1 protein-coding gene is annotated in these 1,551 nt (G+C 78.8%); it reads left to right on the top strand.

The window, feature by feature from the left end; translation table 11 throughout:
- Positions 1 to 1,519: VMAP-C domain-containing protein (locus VR44_RS06180; RefSeq protein ID WP_045946349.1), on the top strand; the 1,519-nt coding region annotated here is incomplete at its 5' end.
- Between the last annotated feature and the right edge of the window lie 32 nt (positions 1,520 to 1,551).

A 1,551-nucleotide genomic window follows, 5' to 3' on the forward strand; every position in this document is an offset into this window, starting at 1 on the left:
AGACGAGATCGAGGCCGGGATGTCCGGCGGCCCCGTCGTCGACCTCACGCGCGGCGAGGTGATCGGAGTGGTCAAGGCCCGGCGGCACACGGGCGGCGGCGGGCTCGCCGTGTCCGTGGCGCAGCTGCGGACCCTGCCGATGGCCGCGACCGGCCAGACCGGGCTCTACCGCCGCGTCATGCAGGCCCACGACCTGTACCACTACGACCGGCACCTGAGCGACCTCGACAGCCGCCGGACCTGGACCGACGTACACGACCTGCTGGCGGACGGGGAAGCCGACGCGTACGGCGGCCGCGGCCGGCTCACCCCCGGCGAACGGACCACCCTGTGCGGGCTGCTCGCCGAACTGCCGCCGCCCGGATCCTCGGAAGCCGTACGGGAACTCGCCGAGCAGGCGCGCGGCGAGGAACCCGACGGCACCCTCCCCGCCCCGCTCAGCTGGCGCGACGGCCTCGGCCTGCTGCACGACCCGCCCGGCGCGGGCGGCGAGGCCGCCGCCGTGCTCCGCTACGCCACCGGCGTCAGCGTCGCCGACCACCGCGAACCGCCCGCCCCCGGCACCGACGAGGAACTGTGGGACTGGGTACGGACCACCGCCGAGCGGCTGTGGCGGCCCCTGCGCCGGGAGCTCGCCGAACGGCACGAACGGGGCCTCGCCGAGCGGGAACGGCGCCGGCGGCAGGCCGCCGGACACGCCGCCCTGGGCCACGCCCTGCGGGCCCAGGGCCTGCCCGCCGGCCCCTCCGTCCTGCTGGAGGCCTGGGCGCACGGCTGGGAGGACGTCTACGACTGGCGGGTGTCGGTCCTGGCCGGCCCCGCCCGCCCCGGCCGGGTCACCCCGGTCGCCGCCGGGGTACGGGCCACCCTGGCGGGCCTGCCCGAGGCACTGCGGGCCCCGCTCGCCGAAGGGTTCCGCCGCTGCGACACGCACGAGGCGGCCGCGCTGCTCGAAGTGGCCGTCGCCCCCGAGCTGTTCGGGCTCGCCGTCGACGAGTGGGCCGTCTCGGGCGGGGTCCCGGTGGGGGTGCAGCGGCCGGTGGTGTTCCGCCACCCCGAAGGCACCGGCAGCGCCGCCGCCGGCGCACGCTGGGCGCGGGTGCAGGCGGGACCCCTGCTGGACCAGCGCGCCGACTGCTCGCGGGGCCGCCCCCGCAGCCCCTCCCCGGACTGGCTGCAGGGGCTCCCCGACACCACCGTGCCGGTGCTCTGCCGGGACCCGGCCGCCGAACCGACCCTGGGCGCGCTGCACTCCGTACGGGACGCCGGGTACGGGGTGACGGTGTGCCGGCGGCCCCCGGCGGACCCGACGGCCTCCTGCGCGCCCTTCCACCGGGGCCTGCGCGAGGAATTCACCGAGGCGGCCCGGGGCGCGGTCCTCCCCCAGCGCCTGCAGGCCCTGCGCCGGCGGGCCCACGGGGCGGACCCCGACGCGTACTGGGCCGCCGGACTGGCCCTCGTCTGGGAGGACCCGGACCGCTCCCTGCCGGAGGACGAGCCGCTGCAGGGGGACCTGTGAGGCCCGGGGGCGGGCGGGGAGCCGGAGTGTCC

This window comes from Streptomyces katrae, assembly GCF_000966975.1.
In the GTDB taxonomy this organism is placed as follows: Bacteria; Actinomycetota; Actinomycetes; order Streptomycetales; family Streptomycetaceae; genus Streptomyces; species Streptomyces katrae.